The organism is Rhodococcus sp. MS16 (genome assembly GCF_013277795.1).
Lineage (GTDB): Bacteria > Actinomycetota > Actinomycetes > Mycobacteriales > Mycobacteriaceae > Rhodococcus_F > Rhodococcus_F globerula.
The window spans coordinates 15916-35217 of sequence record NZ_VBTM01000019.1 but is presented as its reverse complement, the minus strand read 5'-3'; the positions used below and the strand labels follow the sequence as shown (position 1 = coordinate 35217).

Genomic DNA, 19302 nt, shown 5'->3' with positions numbered 1-19302 from the left:
TCAGCTCTTTTCGTTCGGTGTTGCAGCGGGGCGACGACGCGCAGCAAGCGTCATACCCAGGCACTTGGCCGCGACAATTTCACGCATGACTTCGTTGGTGCCACCGCCGAAGGTGTTGTTCTGAGCGCGTCGGCCGAGGTTCTCGACGCGGCCTTCGAGCACTGCACCCGGAGTTCCCGGACGCAGCAATCCCTTGGCTCCCAGCACTTCCTGCAGCATTCCGTACGTAGTCACGACGGCTTCGGTGCCGAAGATCTTGGCGGCAGCAGAATCACCACCACCCAAGGTGTTTGCGGCAACATCGGCAACGAGTCGCAAGTTCATCAGATCGGCTGCACTGAGCAGCGCGTAGACCTCTGCCAGCTTTTCCCGAACCCATGGGATGTCGTAGACGTGGCCGTCACCGGCCGGTTCCGTCTTCGCCCACTCGACCACCTCGGCAAAAAGCTCGTTGGCGATACCACCGCGGGCGGCCAAGGCAACCCGCTCGTGGTTGAGCTGGTTGGTGATGAGCTTCCAACCCTGATTGAGTTCACCGACAACGTTGGTGAGCGGCACCCGCACATCTTCGTAATAGGTTGCCGAGGTGCTGATTCCGCCAACGGTGTGAATTTCGGTTACGGAGAATCCGGGAGCGCTTGTCGGTACCAGTACCACCGAAATGCCCTGATGTGTCGGGGCATCCGGATCGGTACGCACGGCCAGCCACACCCAGTCGGCAAAGACACCGGCGCTGGTGAAGATCTTGTTGCCGTTGATGACAAGCTCGTCGCCCTCGATGCGAGCTCGCGTTTCGAGAGCAGCGAGGTCGGTACCGGCGTTGGGCTCGGTGTAGCCGATGGCAAAGATCAACTCGCCGGCCAGGATCGGGCGCAGGAAGAAGTCCTTCTGCGCCTGGGTTCCATGCTTGATCAACGCGGGGCCAACCGTGTTCAGCGTGACAAGCGACAGCGGTGCATTGGCGCGAATCACCTCGTCGTAGAAGACGTACAGAGCTTCGGGGTTCTCCCCGCGGCCACCGAATTCTTCCGGCCACCCCAAGCCCAACCAGCCGTCCTTGCCCATCTGGCGCAGGATGCGATCGAAGACGGGTCCGCCTTCGGTCTGATCGACCAACGCGCGGCGATCCTCGTCGTTGATGATTTCGGCGAAGTACGCGCGCAGTTCCTTGCGCAGAGTCTTCGACTCCTCTGACAAATCCAGGTACATGGGTAAGACTCCTCGAGAATATGGCTAGGAGCGCGGCAGGCCGAGAACGCGCTGCGCGATGACATTGAGTTGAATTTCGACGGTTCCGCCGCCGAAGAGAATCGATGGCAAACCGATGTGATCGATGCCGTAGTTGGCACGGGGATCGACCACTGCCGCACGGGGTCCCAGCAAACGGAGCAGATCTCGCGAACCCTCACGTTGGGCCAGTGCGTTGTATACCTTGGAGACGCTGATCTCGGCGCCTGGTTCTTGACCGGCCAGTCGAGCCGAAACGCCGCGCAGATTCATGGCGGAGAGTGCCAGTTCGCGAGAAATACTGCGCCCCAGACCTTCCACTGCATCCTCGCGCGAGCAGTCGTGACTACCGTCGGCGATAACCTGACGGAACTGCTCACTCGAACCGTGATGCAGACGCGAACCCATGCTCAGACGTTCGTTGGACAGTGTGGTCGCTGCAAGCTTCCAGCCCTGTCCCGGTTCGGCAACCAGGCACTCGTCCGGGACGAACACGTCGTCCAGGAACACCTCGTTGAACTCCGACTTGCCGGTGGACTGCTTGAGCGGCCGGACGTCGATGCCCGCCGACGTCATGTCGACCAAGAAGTACGACAGCCCACGATGTTTCGGAGCATCCGCGTCGGTGCGGGCGAGGCAGACGCCCCAGTCCGCTTCGTGCGCACCCGAGTTCCAGACCTTCTGCCCCGAGATGACCCAGCCGCCGTCCACCTTGCGCGCCTTGGTGCTCAATCCGGCCAGGTCGGAGCCTGCTCCCGGCTCGCTGAAGAGTTGGCACCAGATGATGTCTGCGCGCAGAGTCGGGTCGACGAACCTGTCCTGCTGCTCGGCATTGCCGTGTTCGAGAATCGTCGGCAGCACCCATTCGCCGATCACTGTGGACGGTTGCGCCCATCCACGCGTGGCGAACTCGTGAGCGATCACTGCCTGTTCCTGGGGACCTGCCCCCAAACCGTAGGGTTCGCGGTAATGCGGGGCAACCAGTTTGGCCTCGGCAAAACGAGCACGCCTGGCGCTTCCCTTGGCCGGAGCCCAACTCGCGTCGGTGGTTCCGTCGTCTGGCAGCAGTTCCACGTCGGCAAACACCCGACGTACTTCAGCCCGCAATTCCGGCAACATGTCGGGATCGACAAACGAGAAGTCACGAACCGCGTCAGCCGAGCGCTCACCCAGTGTGTGCGCCCACCGCTCCTCCGCGCCGACAACAGCCGCGATGCTGAGCGCGCGACGCCAGTACAGATGCGCGTCGTGCTCCCAGGTGAAGCCGACGCCGCCGAGCAACGTGACACATTCGAGTGCGTTCTCGATCCCGATCGGCAACGCCGCAAGAGCAGCCTGAGCGGAAACGAGCTTCTGCTGGTCCACGTCGTGTTCTTCCGACCGTGCTGCGTCCCAGGCTGCTGCACAGGCAATTTCGGAACGCACGAGCATCATGGCAGCTTTGTGCTGCACGGCCTGGAAGCTGCCTACCGGGCTGCCGAACTGAACCCGAGTCTTGACGTACTCGACTGCTGTGCGCAGCGCCCAACCCGCAAGCCCGCTGGCCTCGGCGGCGTACACGGTATTGACGATCAACTCGACGCGATGCGGCGATAATCCGTCGACAATCTCCGCGGCCGACACCTGATGCTCGGTCAGAGTCAACGTACCGATGGAGCGTGTCAGGTCGATTCCGTCCTCGACCTCCACTACCGCGGTGGCTGCCGGCGTAAGCCGGAACCACAGCGCACCTTCGCTGCTACGAGCCTGTACCAGAACGACATCCGCGCCGGGCAGACCAAGGGCGGGGTCGGCAGTACCACTGACAGTCCACCCGGCGGCCGAGCGCTCCGCAACCAGAGAACCGCTGCAGACCGCACCGGTGGCACCATTTCCCAACTCGCCCAGCATGGTTGCCGCCGCGCTACCGGAACCGGTCGCAAGGACTCCACCGGTGATGACAGTCGGAACATACGATCCGGGGTAGAGCGTCATTCCCAACTGCTCGACGACCACTGCAAGTTCTGCAAGACCGGCACCGTCACCGCCGTATTCCTCCGGCAGATGCACCGCATGCAGACCCTGGCTGACCAACGCCTTCCAGGAATCCGGTTGCTCGCCGGCTGCGTAGCGCGTGAAATTGGCTCGGGTATCGGCAACTGCGCTGTTGCGGGCCGCAAACGCGGCTACCGCTTCGGCGAGATCACGGTGGTCTTCGAGCAGGGACAGTGCCATGGTGGGTTCCTCAATCTTCGGTTTCTACTTCGGCGTCAGATACGTTCGAGAATCAGACAGGTGGTTGCGGCCGACGCGCAGATCGCGATGAGGGCGATGGACTTGTCGCGTCGTTCCAATTCGTCGATCGCATTGGCCAGCAGACGAATACCGGTTGCCCCGGCCGGGTGACCGAGCGCAATGGCGCCACCGTTGACGTTCAGCAGGTCGTGGTCGACGCCGTGTGCTTGCGCAAAGGACATGGGCACCGAGGCAAACGCTTCGTTGACCTCGAAAAGATCAATGTCGGCGATCGTCAGGCCCGTGCGTTCCAAAACGATGGACGCGGCGTCCACGGGACCGTCGAGCATGAACTCGGTGTCGCCGCCGATGACGCATTGCGCCAGTATCCGGGCCCGCGGCCGCACGCCCAGTGCCGAAGCTCGAGTTGCCGACATCAGCAGAGCAGCACTCGCACCGTCCGAGACCTGCGAAGACGTTCCAGCGGTGTGCAACCCACCCTCTTGAACGGTGCGCAGCTTGGCGAGACCTTCCAGACTCGACTCGCGCAGTCCCTGATCACGGTGAACCGGAGTGTCCGACCCTGGAACCACCACGTCGATGATGTGCGAGTCGAATCGGCCGGCGTCCCACGCTGCAGCGGCCCGCTGTTGCGAGCGCAGCCCGAAGGCGTCGAGATCCTCGCGGCTGAAACCACGTTTGACGGCAATACGATCTGCTGCGGTGTACTGATCGACGGTATCGAGTGACCACGACTCGGGCCGCGGCGTTCCGAGACCGGTGCCCACCTTGTAGGTGAGCGGAGCCCGCGACATCAGTTCCACCCCACAGGCCACACCCACGTCGACGGCTCCGATGGCAATCTGGCCCGCCAGCAACTGCACCGACTGCTGCGCGGTTCCGCACTGAGCGTCGATCGTGGTGCAGCCCGCCTTCAGCGGAAGCCCGGCATGCATCCAGGATGTCCGCACGATATTGCCGAACTGTTCGCCGAGCGGCGTGACGCAGCCACCGATGACCTGGTCGACAGCCTTCGGATCCACTCCCACCCGATCCAGCACTCCGGACTGCGCATAACCCAACAGTTCCGCCGCGTGAACACCGGACAGCCATCCCTCACGCTTGCCGAACGGTGTTCGTGCTGCGTCCACGATGACGGGCTTCATGCCAACTCCTCGGTTCGTAATGCTGTCAAGTCCGGTAGTGCTGTTGTGTCCGGTAATGCAGTTCCGTCCAGACCGCGCACGGTCAAGGCCCACTCGTCGATCAGGTCCAAGCTGACGCACGAACGCGCGGTGAACTCGGTGTCGCAATCACACAGCGCCGTGACCGCTTCCACCATTTGTTCCATAGATTCGACCTGATCCGGCCGAATAGTCTCACCGACCAGGACTCTTGCGCCCTCACTGAGCACCGCTGCCCGCGGTTCGATCGTGTTGACGCGCACGCCCTCGCCGTAGAGTTCGACACCCATGCCGTTGCTGATGCGGTTCAGCGCGGACTTGGAGGCGCCGTACACGGTCATCGCGGTTCCCGGTTCGATCAAGGTGAACGGCGGACCTTGCCACTGTTTCGTGGTTCCACTGGACACATTGACGATCCAGCCGTATCCGTTTGCCACCATGCCGGGTATCACGGCTTGCATCAGGTCGAGTGGCGCGTGGACGTTTGCCTCGAAGACCACACGCCGCCGACGGAGCGGGTACTCGGACAGCGGCGCGTATATCGCTGCTGCCGCGTTGTTCACCAAAATGTCGATAGTCCCGCCGAGCTTCTCGATTGCCTGAGCCACGACGGTGTCGCGCTGCTGCTCGTCGGTCAGATCCGCGACCACTATCTCGACCTTGGTTCCGTACTTCGCAATTCGAGCGGCAGTCTCCTCGAGACTGCCAGGCAGGGTCGCATGGGCACCGAGCGTCCGAGCCACGAGGGCCACGTCGGCACCCTCCGCTGCCAGTCTTTCTGCGACGCCCGCACCGATTCCACGACTGGAACCGGTGACAAGCGCCCGGCGGCCGTCAAAGCGCCTCGCCATGCTATTTGAACTTCGAGGCGAAGCGATTGATACTCTCCGCAATCCGGGCAACTTCGTCGTCACGCAGGCCGTGACTCATGCCGAGCGTCATTCCTCGGGCAAAGACCGCGTCGGCTTCCGGCAATCCTTCGGCCGGCTGACGGAACTCGATGTTGTTCATCATCGGGTGACGAGTGACGTTGCCGCTCCACACAGTTCGGGTGTCGATGCCGTCGGCCTCGATGGCTTCCTGCAAGTCGCTACGCGTGAAGGGTGCGTCCTCGTTGATCATCACGGGGTAGCACAGCCACGCCGTATCGAGACCGTCGAGTTCTACCGGCGTCGTGAAGAATTCGGGGTGAGCACCGTACGCCGCCGTGAAAGCAGCAAACGTGGCCTTACGCGTCTTGTAGTTCTCTTCCAGCTTGTCGAGCTGCACGACGCCATAGGCTGCGCCGAGCTCGGAGGGCTCGAAGTTCCACGACATGAGCTCGAAGATGAAGTCGTTGTCGTAGTCGACGCCGTCGAGTGTTTCACGGAAGACTCGGCCGGACTTGGTGCTGCCGAACAGGTTCGGCTCGCTACGACGGCCCCAGCGGCGAAGCAGCAGAGCCTTGTCGCGGCTGGCTTCGTCGTCGACACACACCATTCCGCCGGTTCCCGCGCACGTGATGATGTGTGCCATGGAGAAGCTGGTGACGACGATGTCTGCCCGGGAGCCGGTCGGAGTGCCGCGGAGCGTGGCTCCGATCGCATCACACGAATCTTCGATCACCTTGAGTCCGTGGCGATCTGCGATATCGCGAATGACGTCCCAGTCCGGGCAGTTGCCGGCCAGGTTCGGCATCAGGATGGCACCGGTCTTCTCGGTGACCATGGCCTCGATCTTGGTGACGTCGACGTTGAACGTGTTGGGTTCTACGTCCACGAACACCGGCACCAGGCCGGCACGCACGATCGGCGCGATGTCGGTGGAGAACGTCAACGGCGATGTGATGACCTCACTACCGGCGGGGAGTCCGAGCAGCTCGACTGCCAAGTACAAACCCGAGGATCCCGAGTTGCACATGACGCCGAACTTCTTGCCCGCCAAGGCCGCGATGCGTTCTTCCATCTCGAAGACGTTCTTGCCGATGCGCAGGCCCTGGTGCCCGCTGCGCAGTACGTCGACAACCGCCTGTATTTCTTCCTCGCCGTGGGTGGCCCTGGCGTAGGTGATCCGCTCGCTCATCTTTGTTCCTGCTTTCTCGAATATGTGCGGCAGATTCAGCGATCTGCCGAGAGGACGAGCGCACTGTGCGGGACGGGAGAACCGCCGGTCACGAGCACGTTGTCCAGAGTTTTGGTGGGTTGGTTGGTGGAGGTTCCCCGGATCAGCCGAACACCTTCGGCAATTCCGTTGACGCCGTGGATGTATCCCTCACCGAGTTGACCGCCGTGTGTGTTGATCGGCAGACGGCCGTTCAGTTCCAGATTGCCGTCGGCAATGAAGTCCTTGGCCTCGCCGCGTCCACAGAAGCCGTACTCCTCGAGCTGCAGCAGCACCATCGGAGTGAAAGCGTCGTAGAGAATCGCGGCGTCGATGTCGTCCGGGCCGATACCCGCCTGGTTCCACAACTGACGAGCGACCAGTTCGACCTCCGGCATGCTGTCGATGTCGTCACGGTAGTAGCTGCTCATCGAAATCTGTTGTGGACCAACACCTTGTGCTGCTCCGGTGATGATGGCCGGCTTGTGCGGCAGATCCCGTGCGCGCTCGGCACTCACGATGACCAACGCCTGCCCGCCGTCGCTCTCCTGGCAGCAGTCCAGCAGACGGATCGGATCGGCGATCATGCGCGAGTTCTGATGATCCTCGATCGTGATCGGCCGCTCGTAGAACCAGGCTTTGGGGTTGTTGGCAGCGTGCTTGCGTGAGAGGACCGAGATCTGCCCGAAATCCGCACTGGTTGCACCGTACTTGTGCATGTAGAGCTTGGCCAGGAACGCTTCCTGCTGAGCGGGAGTGAGTAATCCGTACGGGTTGATCCAGTTCCGGTATTCCTGGTCGGTGGTCTGGTTGTACGCAAAGGCGGGCGGACCGGCCCCGAAGCGATGCCCGGAACGCTCGTTCATGGCGCGGTAGACGACCACGACGTCGGCAACACCGCTCGAAACGGCCAGTGCGGCCTGCTGAACGGGCGCACACGCGCCGCCACCGCCGTGCGGGATCCGGCTGAAGAAGCTCAGTTCCGGGATACCGAGGGCGCGCGCGACGGCGATCTCGGGGTTGTTCTCCATGGTGAACAGCGAAAATCCGTTCACCTCTTCTGCCTCGATCTGAGCGTCGTCGAGCGCGGCGATCACCGATTCGCACGCCAACTGCCATTCGCTGCGCCCGGAATTCTTGGAGAACTCCGTCGCTCCGATGCCGGCGATTGCCGCTGCTCCGGAAAATCCTCGACTCATGCCGACACTCCTTCTACCGGTGCCACGGTCACCTTGGCACTGACGTGTGTTCCTCGTTCGTTGCGTCCGACCACGGCGATCGTGACGGCCGAGCCGTCCTTCTCCACTACCTCGCCCGTGAAGGTCATCGTGTCACCGGGAAAGTTCGGAACTCCCAGCCGCAGTGAAGTTTTGACGATCCGAGAATTCGGTCCGGACCAATCGGTGATGTACCGGTCGATGAACCCGTTCGTGGAGTTGATGCTCATGAAAATGTCCGGGGTGCCACGTTCCTGGGCCTTGCCAGGATCGTGGTGCACGTCCTCGAAATCCTGCGACGAGATGGCCGCCGCGACAATGAGCGTCCGGTCCAGCGGCAGTTCGAGTGTGGGAAGGTTCGAGCCCACATCACACTGGGGAAAGGTCATCTCTCAGGCCTCCCCGCGGCGCCGAAGCTGCGGCAGGATCTCACCGTGAGCGTGCTCGGAGAAGCCGACTTCGAGTTCCATGCCGAATGCCAAGTCGTCGTGGTCGATTCCGGCGATGTCGGCAACCAGACGAGTCCCTTCTTCCAGGTCGACCAAGCCGACGGCAAGCGGGTACTCGAAGGCGGGATCCTTGGGGTGGTGAATCACCGTGAAACTGTGCAGTGTGCAGCGACGCGTGGATTCGACTGTGTCCCAACTGAACGAACGGCACGACGGGCAGGCGGGCGCAGGTGGGTGGCGAAGCGTCTTGCAGTCGGCACAACGCTGAATCTCGAGACGGCCTTCCTTGGCTGCCTCGAAGAAGAAGTCGTTGTCTCCGGTGACGGTCAGCCCCGGCACCGAGGTCCGGGGAACAGGTACTGCGTTTGTCGATGTTTCGGCCGCGCTCATGCGGGCACCTCCTGCGTGTCGGGGTTGAACCTCAAGATCCGAAATCGCTCTTCCACCAAGGTCTTGCCGTTGCCGTCGACGTAGTTCTTGAACAACGTGATGAAACAGCCGTGCCCGAGGCCGGTCTGCTTGAAAGGCGATATGGACTCGATCGTGAAGTGAGCGGTGACGTGGTCGCCCGGATTCAGTTCCGCGAAGTACTCCTGCTCCACATTGGTGGCGACAACCGAGGTGTAGCCGGCTTCGTCGAGCAGTGCGAGTAGGCGTGAGTAGGAAAAGTCCTCGGTGACGCCGTCGGCGCGGAGCTGCTGAACCTCGCGATAGCGCCGGTACCCGGACATCACCCAGGTCGAGATCATCGCGGGCGGGCAGACGACGTCGCGCCTACCGGTCGCCCTGGCCGCGTCGGCGTCCACGTAGACCGGGTTGTTGTCCTCGTGTGCTTCCACCCAGTTGCGAATCATCGCCTCGTTGACGGCGTAACGCGCAACTCGTGGCGGTTCGGCCTCCGTCCCGATGAATTGCGGGAACTGTGCCTCCAAGCTCTGCACTGAAACCTCCAGTAGGGTTAGAGTTGATCAAGCGCTTGATCCTGAAGTTAGCATAGGAGCCGGAAAGTTGAAATACGGCGCCGGATCACACCTGATCGGGTACGAACTCAGGCCGTCAGGCAGGATTGCTCGAAAGAGAACACCTGCCCGAAACGGGACAGATCAGCAGCGGAGAGCATGTGGCAGCCACACCCGATCGTCGAGACACAATCCTGGAAAGCTCGGCCGAACTGTTCGCGAAGAAGGGCGTCGCGTCCACGACGGTCCGCGACATCGGCGAATCAGCAGGCGTGTTCTCCGGCAGCCTGTACCACTACTTCAAATCCAAGAACGCGATTGTCGCCGAACTGCTCCGGGTCTTCATGGCGGATATTCAGGAACGGTTCAACCAGGTCGAGCGCTCGGCCGACGGGCCGGAGGCGGTGTTGCGGGGCCTCATCCGGGAGACCTTGATCGTGATCGAACTTCACCCGCACCCCACCGCGATCTACCAGAACGAACGGACATACCTTCGCGACAACGATCTGCTGCAGTCCGTCGACGGCCCCTCTCGCGAGGTTCGCGAGCATTGGCTCAAGGCAATTGCGGAAGGCGTCGAACAGGGGATCTTTCGCAAGGACATCGCCCCCGAGATCTTCTATCGGTCGGTGCGCGACACCTTGTGGTCGACAAACCATTGGCCGGACCGCCAGAAGTACACCACCGAGGAGTTTGCCGATCTGATGATCACGCTCTTCCTCTCAGGCTTCCGAATCCCGCCTAAATCCTGAGTTCCGGCAGCTCGATATCGATCGAGGTGCGGCCTTGCGGGAGCAGGAACGACACTCCGAAGACAACCACCGCGCACGCAGCGCACACCAGATAGGCGACGGCAAAACCTGCCCACGACGTCGAATGTTCACTGCCGGCGACGACATACGCCGCCAAGATCGTTGCCACTGTCGCACTGCAGAGAGTGCTGCCGGAGGTACGCAACAACGAGTTGACCCCGTTTGCCGCTGCAAGGCGCTGACGCGGCACCGCTACGAGAATGAGCAGCGACAGCGTGCTGTAGACGATCGCGGTTCCGATAGCCGTAATGAACAACGCGACAACCACTCCCCACAGGGGCTTACCCGCAACAGCGTGAATTCCGTAGCCGCCGGCAAGAAATGCAGCGCCGGCCAACATCGCTGTCCGCGAACCGAATCGGTCGGTGATGCGCACGGCGACCGGCGAGAACAGAACCATCGCAATGCTGGCGGGAATCTGGCACAGCGCCGCAGCGATGATGGTCAAACCGTATCCGGCCCCAGGACCCTGTGCGCCTTGCAATAACTGCGTGGTGATCAGCGTGTTGCCGAAGAACGCAAAGCCGACCAGAAGCGCGGCGATATGCGGGATCAGCACCGCACGCTTGACCAGGGCGCGAACGTCCACCAGAGGATTGACATTGCGTCGTTGCTGAAACACCCAGAGCGTGAAGAGAAGCGCCGACGACAACAGCATCGAGATCACCGAACCGCTCGCCCATCCCCAACTGCTGCCCTGTGTCATCGGGACAAGCAGCAAGACGAGCGCGGCGCTCAGGCCCACCGCACCGACCCCGTCGAAGCGGCCGGACGGACTGACTTCCGACTCACGGATGAACAACCCGGCGGCAAGAGTCACCGACAACCCGATTGCCGTGGTGATCCAGAACAGCACATGCCAGTTCGAGTACTGAGCGATCATCGCCGAGAACGGAATACCCAGAGCGGTACCAACTCCGAGCGTCGAACTCATCATGGCGACAGCGCCGTTCACCTTGTTCCGGGGCAGTTCGTCGCGGAGCAGAGAAATTCCGATGGGGATGACAGCGGCACCCGCACCTTGGAGGGCTCGCGCGAAGATGAGCACGGAGATATTCGAGGACACCGCGCACAGCATTGATCCGAGCGTCATCAAGAAGAACGCGACCATCAACATTTTCTTCTTGCCGAACATGTCGGCCAGACGCCCGAAGATCGGCGTGACGACGGCGCCGACCAGAAGCGTCACCGTCACAAGCCAAGACACCGCGGTGCGACTCGCGCCGGTGAAGTGCGGAAGTTCGGGAAGCAGCGGAACTATGACGGTTTGCAAGACGGCCTGAAAAACAGCGCCTGCGGAAACGATGGGGAACAGGAAACGGGAGCGCGCTACGACCGGTGGGACTGCTGGTGCACGGTCCAGCGTCGTCAACCTACCGCCACCTGTTCTCTAATAGTAAATATCCGTTCACCTACAGTAGGTGAACGGATATTTACCCCGCAAGTACAGTGACTACGATCACCCGTCGAGAAGTTTCTGCACCAACGGCGCATAAATCGCGACAACCTCGGCCTGAGTGCCCGTCGCGTGACCGGCCAACATCCGTCGACGCATGACGGCCACTCCCGCCACCATCGACATCGCCAGTTCGGCGCGTAGTCGCGCGTCCGGCCCCGACAACCGAGCGGCCAGCGCGTCTATCATCTGCGTCGAATAGTTCTCACGCAGTTTGCGGTTGCTTTCCTCACTCACCCCACTCATGAAGAGCAGGCTCACCGACAACGGCTTGTACGGTTCCTGCGGTTTGGTGAACAGCGACACCATCCGCTCACCGAGAGAATCGTTCGGAGCGTCGAAAACGGTATTCGCCGCCGCCCGGAAGTCGACCAACTCGTCGTACAACTGCTCTTTCGAACCGAAATACTTGATGATGAGCGGCGCGCTGACCCCGACGTCTTCCGCGATGTCCTTGAGCGTGATTTCTCGATAGGGCCGCGTAGCGAAGGCCTTGCCGGCAGATTCCATGATCTGCGCGCGCGTCTCCTCCGAACTACGACGCCCCGACCGTGTACTCGTCATCAGGCGTTCCTGGACAATTCGCGGCGTCCGGACAATGCCCTGCCCAAGGTCAGCTCGTCCGCGAATTCGAGATCGCCACCCATCGGCAGACCGGAAGCCAAGCGCGACACCGTCAAACCCGGAATGTCGCGCATCATCCGAACCAGATACGTCGCCGTTGCCTCCCCCTCGGTGTTGGGGTCGGTCGCGATGATCACCTCGGACACGTCCACGCCATCCTCTTGGTTTGCGATGCGGGCCAACAACTCCCGAATGCGGAGCTGATCCGGCCCGACGCCGGACAACGGATTGAGTGCTCCACCGAGAACGTGATAGCGCCCCTTGAACTCCCTTGTCCGCTCCACCGCCTGAACGTCTTTCGGTTCTTCGACGACGCAGATCACCGTTCGGTCGCGACGAGAATCCGCGCAGATCCTGCACTTCTCCTGATCGGACACAGTTCCGCACACCGTGCAGAACTGAACGCCGTCGCGGATGCGCTGCAGTGCATTCTTCAACCTGTCGATCTCCGGCGGTTCAACCGACAGAAGATGAAAGGCGATGCGCTGGGCGCTCTTGGGACCGACCCCGGGAAGTTTCCCGAGTTCGTCGATCAGATCCTGAACGGGACCTTCGTACACGCGGACTCGTCTCTAGAAACCGGGGAGACCGGGAAGGCCTCCGCCGAGTCCGCCGGCCAAGGGGCCGAGCTTCTCTGCTGCAACATCCTGAGCCTTGCGCGATGCGTCTTCGATGGCGCCGATCACAAGATCCTGCAGGGTTTCGACATCGTCAGGGTCGACGACCTTGGGATCGATCTGCAGACCGACCACCTCACCGGTGCCCTTGACCGTGGCAATAACCAATCCGCCACCGGCCTGGCCGGTCACCTCCGCCTGTGCCATTTCCTGCTGCGCAGCCATCAACTGCTGCTGCATCTGCTGAGCCTGAGCCAGCAATGCGGACATATCGGGTGCTCCACCTGGTTGCACGTGCGGTCCTTTCTCCAGAGTTATCCCCACCAGCGTAGTCGGTGCGCGCTACCGTGAGCGGGTGCGCCGAAACCCGTCAGAGATCACAAAACTGCCTAATCGTCGTAGCCTCACGCTTGGTGTGGCTCTCGCAGCTACCTTGATCACCGCTGGATGCACTATCCCGACGGGCACGGCCGAGAGCGCCGCTGCGGTCACACCGGCGGCTGCGCCCGCTACCGAACCACTTATCGGCAAAGTCGTCTTCCTCGATCCCGGACACAACGGCGCGAACGACGACACCGTCAACACCCAGGTCCCCACCGGCCGCGGCGGCACCAAGAACTGCCAGACCACCGGCACCAACACCGACGCCGGATTTGCCGAACACACCTTCAACTGGGAAGTCACAAGCCTGGTCAAGAGTGAACTCGAAGCCGAAGGCGCCACCGTCCTCCTGAGTCGGCCAGACGACACGAGCGTCGGATCCTGCGTCGACGCCCGAGCCGAGGCAGCCAACGCGTCCGGCGCCGACATCGTCGTCAGCATTCACGCCGACGGCGCCGACGCCAGTGCAGAAGGCTTTCACGTCTGCTACTCCGCGCCGCCCCTCAACCCCGTTCAGGCCGGACCTTCCGTGACACTGGCCGAAACCATGCGCGACTCCTTGATCGGCGCCGGACTCACACCGTCGACGTACATCGGCGAGAACGGCCTGTCGCCACGCGCAGACCTCACCGGACTCAATCTGGCGCAGCGGCCGTCGATTCTCGTGGAACTGGGCAACATGCGTAACGCCGACGAAGCCGCCCGGATGAGCAGCCCCGCAGGCCAAGCCGAATACGCCTCGGCGATCTCGGATGGCGTGCAGGCGTTTCTGACAAGCCAGTAGTCAGCTTTCTGTGGACAACCTTCCTGTGGATAACCACGGCTTATCCACAGGCTGATTTCGCAAGCGCCACAGCGGCGCCGCGCCAGCTACCGTTCCGGCATGGGCACGTTCCTTCAAGCAGATCTTGATGCACTACAGCAACTTTCGACGGATCTCCAAGCTCGAGCCGACGAGGTTGCCGGAGTCGACGCCATCGCACCGGTCGCCGACGCCTATCTGTTCATGGCCGGGCGAATCTCGGCATTGGCAGACGCCACCGCCCACACCGCGCGCCTGCTCGGAGCGGCAGACCGTGACTTCGCTGCCGCGCTTCACAGGATCTGAATTTCGATGCGTCCGACTATCTCCGACGTTCACGCCTTCTCACCTGAGCCACTGCGAACCGCGAGTTCCCAACTGATCGAGGCAGATCGGCGGGTCGAAGACATACTCGACGCGGCCCGACGCACGGTAGAGCGCGAATTCGACGTCTGGAAAGGCGAAGCGGCAACAGCGGCCGCCGCCGAACTCTCGGCCACACTTCGCGTGTCCGGTCGAATCTCCATTGCCGTACGAAATGTGGCGGACTGTTATGCCGGAGCGGCAAATACGCTCGGTCATGCGTACCGCGCAGTCAACATGATCGTCGACGACGCGACTCTCACGCACGGTCTGACCGTCACCGACAACGGCGAGGTCTTTCCGCCGGCACCTGCAACACCGGGGAGTCTTGCAGACATTCTGCAAGGAGACCACTATGCCGAGGCTGCAGCAACTTTTGGCATCAGGCTCTCCGAGGCCCTCGACGCCGTGAAGCAGGCCGACCACACTGCCGCCGAGGCTTTGGCAACGGCATTCGGCCAACTCGCAGAGCTTCTGGGTCCTCCGGTCGCGGTTGTCAGTGACCCCATAGGCCTTCCCGGCAACCCCGCCGCACTGAGCAACTACTGGAACACCCTCTCCCCCAGTGAAAAAGACGCACTGGCGCTGCGCTATCCGGCAATCGGGAATCGAGACGGACTCCCCGCGCTTGACCGCGACTACTACAACCGGCGCTACTTGGAATCGATGCGCGAATCTTCGGCAAGTACCTACGCCGCCGTCGCCGCAGAGCTGCGGCCGGACATGTTCCTCCTGTCGGTGAGCCCCGACGGACACACCGCCATCGCACTCGGAAATCCCGATACCGCAGACAATGTCGCAACCCTGGTTCCCGGAACGGGGACCACCGTCGCCGGAATCGGCGGAGACCTTCAGAGAACCAGGGCGATGTACGACGCGGCCCGCGTGGCGTCGCCCGGATCCGTCAACTCGGTCATTCTCTGGTCCGGATACGATTCTCCACCAACCATTCCCGGTGCGGGGCTCGACCGCTACGCCGACGCTGCCGCACCCGCGCTGGACGCATTCCAAGACGGCTTACGCGCGTCCCACGACGGTCCTGCCTCGCACAACGTGGTCATCGGGCATTCCTACGGCAGCACCGTCATCGGCGCCGCCACCACCGACGGAGGCTCACTGAACGTCGACGATCTGGTCTTCGTCGCGAGCCCAGGTGTCGACGCGGAGCGCGTCGACGAATTGCGACTCGATACGACGGCGGAAGCCGATATGGGTGAACACGTCTACGCAACAACAGCATTCTGGGACCCCGTGCAGCTGATACCGAGAGCGCTCGGGATACACGGTTTCGATCCGGCCGACCCCACGTTCGGCGCCCAGGTATTCACGAGCGCACCAGGCTCACCGGGATTGGCAGTGCACAGCGACTACTGGAATGCAGAAAATCCGGCCCTGAAAACTCTGGGCCGGATCATCAGCGGGAAGTGAGCAGGAACTACCCGAGTTCACGCTTGAGGTTGTCAAGCACCGTAGCCTGAATGCGCTGCAAGCCCTTGGGCGCAAACGTCCGCTCGAAGAATCCGCCGATACCCGTAGCGCCCTGCCACTGCGTCAGCGTTGTCACGGTGGTACCCGTTCCGTTGGGGGCCACGGTCCACGTGGTCACCATGCTGGAATTGGCATCCTTCTCCGTGATGACGTTGCCCTCGACCGTGACCGTCGCCTTGACGTTGCGCGAACGCTTTTCCGTCGCCTTGAGGGTCCACTCCGCAACTGTTCCGTTGCCCTGGCCACCACTGAGCACCTTGTAGTCGAGGTACTGCTCCGACAGAATGCGCGGGCGCACCGTCTCGTAATCGGAGAGTGCCGCGAGCACCTGCTCCGGTGTATGTGGAACGACCGTCGAACTCATTGCGTTGACCTGACCCATTACCCGTACTACTCCTCAGTTGACTACCTGCATGCTGCACAGACCCTTGTTTCCATACTGCCTGTTCCTGCCCGGTATCTCGACTATCGACCAGATCATGTGAGCTGGTTCACTATCGGTGCCGCGAATCCGCGACCGTTTGCAACAACTCGATCAAATTCCCGCAAATCGACCCCTACCGATGGCCCCCAGCAACCGCTAGGGATAGCGTCGAGGTTGTGACTCTCTCGTTCAATGGGGTAGTTCCGAAGTTTTCCAGGATCCGGGCAGGTAAGCGTCCGGGTTCCGACGGCGCGCGCGAAACCGGTTTTGCGCGGCACCGGGAAGGCGTTGCGCGACTTCTCGCGTCGTATCACGCGATACCCCCCGATGGTTCGGTCCGACTGGCCAAGAAGACCTCCAACCTGTTCCGGGCCCGTGCCAAGTCGTCGACTCCCGGCCTCGACGTCAGCGGGCTCACCGGTGTGATCGCCGTCGACCCGGTGGCGCGGACGGCAGACGTCGCCGGCATGTGCACGTACGAGGACCTTGTCGACGCAACGCTTGCGTACGGGCTGGCGCCACTTGTCGTGCCCCAACTCAAGACCATCACGCTCGGTGGCGCCGTCACCGGGCTGGGAATCGAATCCACGTCCTTCCGAAACGGATTGCCGCACGAATCCGTTCTGGAGATCGACATCCTCACCGGAAACGGCGAGATCATCACCGCCACGCCGGACGGTGAACACGCCGAACTGTTCTTCGGTTTCCCCAATTCCTACGGCACCCTCGGTTATTCCACGCGGCTCAAGATCACCCTCGAACCGGTGAAAAAGTATGTAGCCCTGCGCCATCTGCGTTTCGATTCATTGAAAGCACTCGAAACCACGATGGACCGCATCGTCACCGACCGGGAGTACGACGGCGTCGCGGTCGACTACCTCGACGGTGTCGTCTTTACCGATGCCGAGAGCTACCTCACGCTCGGAGTTCAGACCGACGACGATGGGCCGGTCAGCGACTACACGGGACAGAACATCTTCTACCGTTCGATCCAGCATCCGTCGCTGGTGCATCCCAAAACCGATCGCCTCACCATCCGGGACTACCTGTGGCGCTGGGACACCGACTGGTTCTGGTGCTCGCGGGCCTTCGGAGCCCAGAACCCCAAGATCCGGCGCTTGTGGCCCAAGCAGTACCTCCGCAGCAGCTTCTACTGGAAACTGATCGCCCTCGACCACAAGTACGACATCGGCGATCGCCTCGAAAAGCGCAAGGGAAAGCCCCCACGTGAACGCGTCGTCCAGGACGTCGAGGTGCCCATCGAACGAACCGCGGATTTTGTCTCGTGGTTCCTCGAGGAAATCCCGATCGAACCGCTGTGGCTGTGCCCGTTGCGTCTTCGCGAGCCCAGTCCCGCCGGAGCCTCCGCAGCGCGGCCGTGGCCGTTGTACCCTCTCGAACCCAAGCGCACCTACGTCAACATCGGCTTCTGGTCTTCGGTGCCGATCGTTCCCGGTGAGCGCGAGGGAGCAGCAAACAGATTGATCGAGGACAAGGTCGGCGACTTCGACGGACACAAGTCCCTCTACTCGGACTCCTATTACTCGAAGGAAGACTTCGAGGCGCAGTACTACGGCGGCGACCGCTACCTGCACCTCAAGGATCGCTACGACCCCAATTCGCGTTTATTGGACCTATTTTCTAAGGCGGTGCAACGGAAATGACCACGTTCAAGGATTCCAAGAACCAAGAAAAGCTCTCCATCGCAGAGATTCTCGAGACGCTTTCCGACGGCATGCTGCCGCTTCGATTCACCGCCTACGACGGTAGTGTCGCCGGACCTGAGGATGCCGACTACGGCCTCCACCTCAAGTCGACCCGCGGAACCACCTATCTTGCAACAGCTCCCGGCGATCTCGGCATGGCACGCGCCTACGTCTCCGGCGACCTCGAAGCCGAGGGTGTTCATCCCGGCGACCCGTACGAGATCCTTCGCGTCATGGGCGACGAACTACACCTCAAGCGCCCCTCCGCACTGACGCTTGCCAGCATCACCCGCTCCCTCGGCTGGGATTTGTTGCGTCCCATCGCGCCGCCGCCGCAGGAACACCTTCCCCGCTGGCGCCGCGTCGCAGAAGGACTGCGGCACTCCAAATCTCGTGACGCCGAAGTCATCCATCACCACTACGACGTCTCCAACACTTTCTACGAGTACGTCCTCGGCCCCTCGATGACCTACACCTGCGCGACCTACGAGAACGCCGAACAGACTCTCGAGCAGGCACAGGAGAACAAGTACCGCTTGGTGTTCGAGAAGCTCGGACTCCAAGAAGGGGATCGCCTCCTCGACATCGGCTGCGGTTGGGGTTCGATGGTCCGCTACGCAGCCCGACGCGGCGTCAAGGTGATCGGCGTGACCCTCTCCCGCGAACAAGCCGACTGGGCACAGAAAGCCATCGAGGACGAGGGGCTCGCCGACCTCGCCCAGGTTCGTTTCTCCGACTACCGCGACGTTGCCGAATCGGGTTTCGATGCAATCTCTTCCATCGGACTGACCGAACACATCGGCGTCGGGAACTACCCGGCGTACTTCGAATTCCTCAAGGGCAAACTTCGCGAAGGTGGGCGTCTGCTCAACCACTGCATCACCCGACCGGACAATCGCAGCAGTGCCAAGGCCGGCGGGTTCATCGACCGGTACGTCTTCCCAGACGGGGAGCTCACCGGTTCCGGCCGCATCATCTCCGAGATCCAGAACGTGGGACTCGAAGTGCGGCACGAGGAGAACATCCGCGAGCACTACGCCCTGACCCTTGCGGCGTGGTGCCAGAATCTGGTCGACAACTGGGATGTCTGCGTCGCGGAGGTCGGTGAAGGTACCGCTCGCGTGTGGGGCCTCTACATGGCCGGCTCACGCCTGGGCTTCGAGCGCAATGTCGTTCAGCTGCACCAGGTTCTGGCTGTCAAACTCGGCGCCAAGGGCGAGGCACATGTGCCGTTGCGCCCGTGGTGGAAGGGGTAGGGGTAGGGGCCTTCGGCCCCTGTGCGCCTTTTTGGTAGTGCCCG

The 19302-nt window shown here is 62.1% G+C and carries 20 protein-coding genes; 6 read left to right on the top strand and 14 right to left on the bottom strand.

Features of this window, described 5'->3' with window-relative positions; translation table 11 throughout:
* The 9 genes from FEZ60_RS29150 to FEZ60_RS29110 are packed head-to-tail and all read right to left on the bottom strand — an operon-like array spanning position 1 to position 9311.
* Positions 1 to 1209 carry an acyl-CoA dehydrogenase family protein gene (locus tag FEZ60_RS29150; protein WP_033235880.1) on the bottom strand — a complete coding sequence of 403 codons (1209 nt, stop codon included), beginning with the start codon at positions 1207 to 1209 and terminating at the stop codon, positions 1 to 3.
* Positions 1210 to 1233: 24 nt separating this feature from the next.
* Entirely contained in the window at positions 1234 to 3441 is a 2208-nt protein-coding gene (locus FEZ60_RS29145; protein ID WP_092805796.1) for an acyl-CoA dehydrogenase, read from the bottom strand.
* Positions 3442 to 3476: 35 nt separating this feature from the next.
* Positions 3477 to 4607 (bottom strand): steroid 3-ketoacyl-CoA thiolase, encoded by a 1131-nt coding sequence (locus FEZ60_RS29140; RefSeq protein WP_033235878.1) that lies wholly within the window; start codon positions 4605 to 4607, stop codon positions 3477 to 3479.
* Positions 4604 to 5476 carry an SDR family NAD(P)-dependent oxidoreductase gene (locus FEZ60_RS29135; RefSeq protein WP_116103765.1) on the bottom strand — a complete coding sequence of 291 codons (873 nt, stop codon included), beginning with the start codon at positions 5474 to 5476 and terminating at the stop codon, positions 4604 to 4606. Before FEZ60_RS29135 ends, FEZ60_RS29140 begins: the two co-directional genes overlap by 4 nt.
* A gap of 1 nt (position 5477) precedes the next feature.
* Positions 5478 to 6686: a DegT/DnrJ/EryC1/StrS aminotransferase family protein gene (locus FEZ60_RS29130; protein WP_092805792.1), complete on the bottom strand. Its 1209-nt coding sequence runs from the start codon at positions 6684 to 6686 to the stop codon at positions 5478 to 5480.
* A 35-nt stretch (positions 6687 to 6721) separates the two neighbouring features.
* Complete coding sequence (locus FEZ60_RS29125) at positions 6722 to 7903, bottom strand: lipid-transfer protein (RefSeq protein ID WP_033235875.1); 1182 nt, start codon at positions 7901 to 7903, stop codon at positions 6722 to 6724.
* Entirely contained in the window at positions 7900 to 8310 is a 411-nt protein-coding gene (locus tag FEZ60_RS29120) for a MaoC/PaaZ C-terminal domain-containing protein (RefSeq protein WP_092805790.1), read from the bottom strand. Before FEZ60_RS29120 ends, FEZ60_RS29125 begins: the two co-directional genes overlap by 4 nt.
* 3 nt (positions 8311 to 8313) lie before the next feature.
* Entirely contained in the window at positions 8314 to 8760 is a 447-nt protein-coding gene (locus FEZ60_RS29115) for an OB-fold domain-containing protein (RefSeq protein WP_045066505.1), read from the bottom strand.
* The gene (locus FEZ60_RS29110; RefSeq protein ID WP_033235873.1) at positions 8757 to 9311 is read right to left on the bottom strand and encodes a MaoC family dehydratase N-terminal domain-containing protein; all 555 of its coding nucleotides are present in this window, start codon (positions 9309 to 9311) and stop codon (positions 8757 to 8759) included. Before FEZ60_RS29110 ends, FEZ60_RS29115 begins: the two co-directional genes overlap by 4 nt.
* 179 nt (positions 9312 to 9490) lie before the next feature.
* On the opposite strand from FEZ60_RS29110, the gene FEZ60_RS29105 reads away from it, so the two are divergent.
* A complete protein-coding gene (locus tag FEZ60_RS29105; RefSeq protein ID WP_033235872.1) occupies positions 9491 to 10081 on the top strand; it encodes a TetR/AcrR family transcriptional regulator in 591 nt (196 codons plus the stop codon).
* Here the strand turns inward: FEZ60_RS29105 and FEZ60_RS29100 are convergent.
* The 4 genes from FEZ60_RS29100 to FEZ60_RS29085 form a co-directional block, all read right to left on the bottom strand.
* Positions 10071 to 11513: an MFS transporter gene (locus tag FEZ60_RS29100; RefSeq protein ID WP_116103767.1), complete on the bottom strand. Its 1443-nt coding sequence runs from the start codon at positions 11511 to 11513 to the stop codon at positions 10071 to 10073. The genes FEZ60_RS29105 and FEZ60_RS29100 overlap by 11 nt on opposite strands.
* An 87-nt stretch (positions 11514 to 11600) precedes the next feature.
* Positions 11601 to 12161: a TetR/AcrR family transcriptional regulator gene (locus tag FEZ60_RS29095; protein WP_033235871.1), complete on the bottom strand. Its 561-nt coding sequence runs from the start codon at positions 12159 to 12161 to the stop codon at positions 11601 to 11603.
* Positions 12161 to 12781: a recombination mediator RecR gene (gene recR, locus FEZ60_RS29090; protein WP_033235870.1), complete on the bottom strand. Its 621-nt coding sequence runs from the start codon at positions 12779 to 12781 to the stop codon at positions 12161 to 12163. The genes FEZ60_RS29095 and recR overlap by 1 nt, the downstream gene beginning before the upstream one ends.
* A gap of 12 nt (positions 12782 to 12793) precedes the next feature.
* Positions 12794 to 13132: a YbaB/EbfC family nucleoid-associated protein gene (locus FEZ60_RS29085; protein WP_033235869.1), complete on the bottom strand. Its 339-nt coding sequence runs from the start codon at positions 13130 to 13132 to the stop codon at positions 12794 to 12796.
* 121 nt (positions 13133 to 13253) lie between these two features.
* On the opposite strand from FEZ60_RS29085, the gene FEZ60_RS29080 reads away from it, so the two are divergent.
* The 3 genes from FEZ60_RS29080 (at position 13254) to FEZ60_RS29070 (ending at position 15812) form a co-directional block, all read left to right on the top strand.
* A complete protein-coding gene (locus tag FEZ60_RS29080; protein WP_346343424.1) occupies positions 13254 to 14003 on the top strand; it encodes an Rv3717 family N-acetylmuramoyl-L-alanine amidase in 750 nt (249 codons plus the stop codon).
* Between the two features lie 99 nt (positions 14004 to 14102).
* Positions 14103 to 14327 (top strand): hypothetical protein, encoded by a 225-nt coding sequence (locus tag FEZ60_RS29075; RefSeq protein ID WP_045066502.1) that lies wholly within the window; start codon positions 14103 to 14105, stop codon positions 14325 to 14327.
* Positions 14328 to 14333: 6 nt separating this feature from the next.
* On the top strand, positions 14334 to 15812 hold the full coding sequence (locus FEZ60_RS29070; RefSeq protein WP_045066501.1) for an alpha/beta hydrolase: 1479 nt from the start codon (positions 14334 to 14336) through the stop codon (positions 15810 to 15812).
* Between the two features lie 7 nt (positions 15813 to 15819).
* On the opposite strand, the gene FEZ60_RS29065 is transcribed toward FEZ60_RS29070, so the two are convergent.
* Positions 15820 to 16254, bottom strand: a complete 435-nt coding sequence (locus tag FEZ60_RS29065) for an SRPBCC family protein (protein WP_033235866.1) — start codon at positions 16252 to 16254, stop codon at positions 15820 to 15822.
* Positions 16255 to 16514: 260 nt separating this feature from the next.
* Between FEZ60_RS29065 and FEZ60_RS29060 the strand changes: the two genes are divergently transcribed.
* Together FEZ60_RS29060 and FEZ60_RS29055 are read left to right on the top strand one after the other, a co-directional pair.
* On the top strand, positions 16515 to 17960 hold the full coding sequence (locus FEZ60_RS29060; protein ID WP_116103889.1) for an FAD-binding oxidoreductase: 1446 nt from the start codon (positions 16515 to 16517) through the stop codon (positions 17958 to 17960).
* On the top strand, positions 17957 to 19258 hold the full coding sequence (locus tag FEZ60_RS29055; protein WP_172937696.1) for a class I SAM-dependent methyltransferase: 1302 nt from the start codon (positions 17957 to 17959) through the stop codon (positions 19256 to 19258). Before FEZ60_RS29060 ends, FEZ60_RS29055 begins: the two co-directional genes overlap by 4 nt.
* Positions 19259 to 19302: the final 44 nt, after the last annotated feature.

Coding starts and splice junctions, on each gene's coding strand:
- FEZ60_RS29150 (WP_033235880.1), bottom strand. CDS start 1,209: ATGTACCTGGATTTGTCAGAGGAGTCGAAGACTCTGCGCAAGGAACTG.
- FEZ60_RS29145 (WP_092805796.1), bottom strand. CDS start 3,441: ATGGCACTGTCCCTGCTCGAAGACCACCGTGATCTCGCCGAAGCGGTA.
- FEZ60_RS29140 (WP_033235878.1), bottom strand. CDS start 4,607: ATGAAGCCCGTCATCGTGGACGCAGCACGAACACCGTTCGGCAAGCGT.
- FEZ60_RS29135 (WP_116103765.1), bottom strand. CDS start 5,476: ATGGCGAGGCGCTTTGACGGCCGCCGGGCGCTTGTCACCGGTTCCAGT.
- FEZ60_RS29130 (WP_092805792.1), bottom strand. CDS start 6,686: ATGAGCGAGCGGATCACCTACGCCAGGGCCACCCACGGCGAGGAAGAA.
- FEZ60_RS29125 (WP_033235875.1), bottom strand. CDS start 7,903: ATGAGTCGAGGATTTTCCGGAGCAGCGGCAATCGCCGGCATCGGAGCG.
- FEZ60_RS29120 (WP_092805790.1), bottom strand. CDS start 8,310: ATGACCTTTCCCCAGTGTGATGTGGGCTCGAACCTTCCCACACTCGAA.
- FEZ60_RS29115 (WP_045066505.1), bottom strand. CDS start 8,760: ATGAGCGCGGCCGAAACATCGACAAACGCAGTACCTGTTCCCCGGACC.
- FEZ60_RS29095 (WP_033235871.1), bottom strand. CDS start 12,161: ATGACGAGTACACGGTCGGGGCGTCGTAGTTCGGAGGAGACGCGCGCG.
- FEZ60_RS29075 (WP_045066502.1), top strand. CDS start 14,103: ATGGGCACGTTCCTTCAAGCAGATCTTGATGCACTACAGCAACTTTCG.
- FEZ60_RS29070 (WP_045066501.1), top strand. CDS start 14,334: ATGCGTCCGACTATCTCCGACGTTCACGCCTTCTCACCTGAGCCACTG.
- FEZ60_RS29065 (WP_033235866.1), bottom strand. CDS start 16,254: ATGGGTCAGGTCAACGCAATGAGTTCGACGGTCGTTCCACATACACCG.
- FEZ60_RS29055 (WP_172937696.1), top strand. CDS start 17,957: ATGACCACGTTCAAGGATTCCAAGAACCAAGAAAAGCTCTCCATCGCA.